The 3,413-nt window shown below is 47.4% G+C and carries 4 protein-coding genes; all 4 read left to right on the forward strand.

Annotated features, from left to right (window positions below; all coding sequences use genetic code 11):
- A partial coding sequence (locus ACLQ6D_RS00515) for an ATP-binding cassette domain-containing protein (RefSeq protein ID WP_411725288.1) occupies positions 1 to 913 on the forward strand: 913 nt, incomplete at its 5' end.
- Positions 914 to 972: 59 nt separating this feature from the next.
- The gene (lptM, locus tag ACLQ6D_RS00520; protein WP_411725289.1) at positions 973 to 1,173 is read left to right on the forward strand and encodes an LPS translocon maturation chaperone LptM; all 201 of its coding nucleotides are present in this window, start codon (positions 973 to 975) and stop codon (positions 1,171 to 1,173) included.
- Positions 1,174 to 1,175: 2 nt separating this feature from the next.
- Positions 1,176 to 2,426 (forward strand): diaminopimelate decarboxylase, encoded by a 1,251-nt coding sequence (gene lysA, locus ACLQ6D_RS00525; RefSeq protein WP_411725290.1) that lies wholly within the window; start codon positions 1,176 to 1,178, stop codon positions 2,424 to 2,426.
- A gap of 165 nt (positions 2,427 to 2,591) precedes the next feature.
- Positions 2,592 to 3,413 (forward strand): diaminopimelate epimerase (gene dapF, locus ACLQ6D_RS00530; protein WP_411725291.1); only part of this gene is annotated, 822 nt, incomplete at its 3' end.

The raw sequence follows: 3,413 nt of genomic DNA on the forward strand, positions 1-3,413 counted from the left end.
CATTGATGCAGGTAAGTTGACAGCGCTTGTTGGCCCGAATGGTTGCGGCAAAAGCACCTTATTAAACCTACTTGCTTTTATCGAAAAGCCTAGCTTAGGCCACATCCTGTTTTTTGGGGAACACGCCCGGCCGGAAAATTGCTTAGTCTACAGGCGGCGTATCGGTTATCTGCAGCAAAAGCCCTATATGTTGCACGGAACTGTCCTGGATAATCTCAATCTGGCGCTGAAATTGAGAGGCATACCGAAAAATTTATGGCAAAACAGGATTGATAAGATTTTAGAACGCCTGAATATCGGTCATCTCAAAGTTCATAAGGCCGCAAGTTTATCGGGCGGGGAATTGCAAAAAACGGCTTTAGCACGGACGCTGGTGACCGATCCAAACGTCTTGTTGCTCGATGAACCGTTCAGCTATCTCGATCAAGACAGCAATCCGTTATTGGAACAGGTTATTAGCGAGTATCTCCACGAAATGCAAGCAACCCTGATTTTCAGTACGCACGACAGGTTACAGGCCTTGGCGCTTGCTGATGAAGTCATTTCGCTGGTAAAAGGTGAGCAAATCAAATCCCCCCTTGTTAACCTGTATCACGGTGTGTGTAAGCAGCATGTATTCAGTACCGGTAAAATAGACATCGTATTGACAGCCGATGTAGTCGATTGCCAGCATGTTTCGATTGATCCACATGAGTGTGTGTTATCCAGGCAGCCTTTGGTTTCCAGTATCCGTAACCAGTTTCAGGGGAAGGCGTTGGCTATCTCGGAGGAAATGGGCAGAGTCAGGGTGGCGGTTGACGCGGGTGAGATTTTTCAGGTATTAATCACCTATGAAGCGCTAAATGACATAAAAATCCATCTAGGTGAACAGGTTTGGGTGAGTTTTAAATCAAATTCAGTTGTTGCTTTCTGATGCCTTTTGTTGGATTTCAGCTTATCATGCCGCCAATTATGACTAAATGTTAATCGACAATGATGAAAGACTATAGATTCGCGTTGTTTTTATTATGCTTGGTGTTACCAGGCTGCGGACAGCCTGGGCCATTGTATTTGCCTTCCGATAAGCCACCTATCTACGTGGAGCCAGAACCGGCACCTGAAACAAAAGACAAAGAGACAAGACCAGAACCGCCGCCACAACCGAAAATCAAGCAACCCGCAAAAAAACAATAACAATGGATTATTTTAACTACCGAAACGACGAATTATTTGTTGAAGATGTTTCTGTACAGGACATCGTCTATCAACAGGGCAGCCCTTGTTACATTTATTCACGGGCAACATTAGAAAGGCACTGGAAAGCATTTGACCATGCTTTTGGTAAGCAAACACATCTCATCTGCTATGCGGTTAAGGCCAATTCCAATATTGCCATTTTGAATCTGTTGGCACGCTTGGGTTCCGGGTTTGATATTGTGTCATTAGGTGAGTTGGAACGGGTTATCGCAGCCGGAGGCGACCCGAAAAAAATTGTTTTTTCTGGAGTCGGTAAACGCGAGGACGAGATACTAGCAGCGCTGAAAACCGGCATACGCTGCTTTAATATTGAAGTCAGCGGCGAATTGGACCGGATTAACCTGCTTGCTGGGCAGTTGGGTATTGTCGCGCCAGTCTCTTTTCGGGTAAATCCCGATGTGGATGCCAAAACGCACCCCTATATCTCTACCGGATTAAAAGAGAACAAATTCGGCATTGATATCGAGCTAGCCTTGGTTGAATACCGGCGTGCAGCGGCAATGCCCAATGTCGAGGTTGTGGGCATAGATTGCCACATCGGCTCGCAGTTGACAGAATCCGGGCCATTCCTGGACGCCCTGGATCGGATACTTGATCTGGTCAATGCCCTTAAAACCGAAGGAATCCACCTCCATCATCTGGATTTAGGCGGAGGGCTGGGGATTTGCTATAAAGATGAGCAGCCACCAGAACCGTCCGAATACATACAGGCGATTTTGGCGCGTCTAGGCACACAAGAGTATGAAATTCTTCTCGAACCAGGCCGCGCTATCGTCGGTAACGCCGGAATTTTGGTGACCCAGGTTGAATACCTGAAAACCACGCAGCATAAAAATTTTGCAATCGTTGACGCTGCGATGAATGATTTGGTGCGCCCGACCTTGTACAGCGCTTGGCAGGATATTATTCCGGTTATCAAGCAAAGTGATGCAGACGAACAGCATTGGGATATAGTCGGCCCCGTGTGCGAGACTGGCGATTTCCTTGGCAAAAATCGGGCCTTAAAGATCAACCAAGGCGATTTATTGGCGATACGTTCATCCGGCGCGTATGGATTTAGTATGAGTTCCAACTACAATTCCAGGCCTCGTGTCCCCGAGATAATGGTTGATGGGACAAAAGTGCGTGTGATCCGTGAGCGGGAACGCATTGCACATCTCTGGGCGGGGGAACATCTGTTGGCCTTGTAACAGGGAGACACGTATGGGACTGAGTGGAGTTCGTGTTTGTGACTATTCCCCACGAAGGACACGAAGTTTTCAATAGTTTGAATTCATAGAATCATATTCTTCGTGTCCTTCGTGACCTTTGTGGTAAATACTTTCACAGCCCAATAATTAGTTTAATACCGAAAAATGATTAATTTCACAAAAATGCACGGACTGGGGAATGACTTCGTAGTGATCGACGCGATCAACCAGTCCATTAATTTGTCCCCGGAGCAAATCCGTTTCATGGCTGACCGTCACTTTGGTGTGGGCTTTGATCAACTGCTGCTGGTTGAAAAACCGGTGAGCAACAACGCTGACTTTAAATACCGCATTTTTAATGCTGACGGCAGTGAAGTCGCGCAATGCGGTAATGGCGCCCGCTGTTTTGCGCGGTTTGTGCGCGAAAAAAACTTGTTCAGTGGCGATGAGATAAGAGTCGATACGAACACGAGCCAACTTGTACTTAAGCTGACTGAAAATGATCTGGTTACGGTCAACATGGGAATACCCAGACATACGCCAGTTGAGATTCCTTTGCTTGCCACCCAAGAATCGCAAACGTATTCTGTCGAAACTGACGGCACGTTAACAGAGTTCGGTGCGGTGTCCGTGGGCAATCCTCATGCTGTCATTCAAGTGGAGAACATCAATCTGGCTCCGGTGACTGAATTAGGGCTGATCTTGGAAAGTCATCCATTATTTCCTGAACGGGCTAATATTGGTTTTATGCAGGTGGTTAACCGTAACCATATCAAGCTTCGTGTTTACGAGCGCGGCACAGCGGAAACTTTGGCCTGCGGTAGCGGCGCTTGCGCCGCTGTGGTCGTAGGCATTGAACAACATTTACTGGATTACGACGTCACGGTCGACCTGACTAGCGGTCAGCTTACGATTAGCTGGGCAGGCCGTGGAGAGCCGGTATTCATGACGGGCCCTGCGATCACTGTTTTTGATGGGAAAATAAGC

The sequence above is a fragment of the Methyloglobulus sp. genome (assembly GCF_046714055.1).
In the GTDB taxonomy this organism is placed as follows: Bacteria; Pseudomonadota; Gammaproteobacteria; order Methylococcales; family Methylomonadaceae; genus Methyloglobulus.

What these genes read in the sequence shown, in the direction of transcription:
- lptM (WP_411725289.1), top strand. Translation starts at nt 973, where the DNA reads ATGATGAAAGACTATAGATTCGCGTTGTTTTTATTATGCTTGGTGTTA.
- lysA (WP_411725290.1), top strand. Translation starts at nt 1,176, where the DNA reads ATGGATTATTTTAACTACCGAAACGACGAATTATTTGTTGAAGATGTT.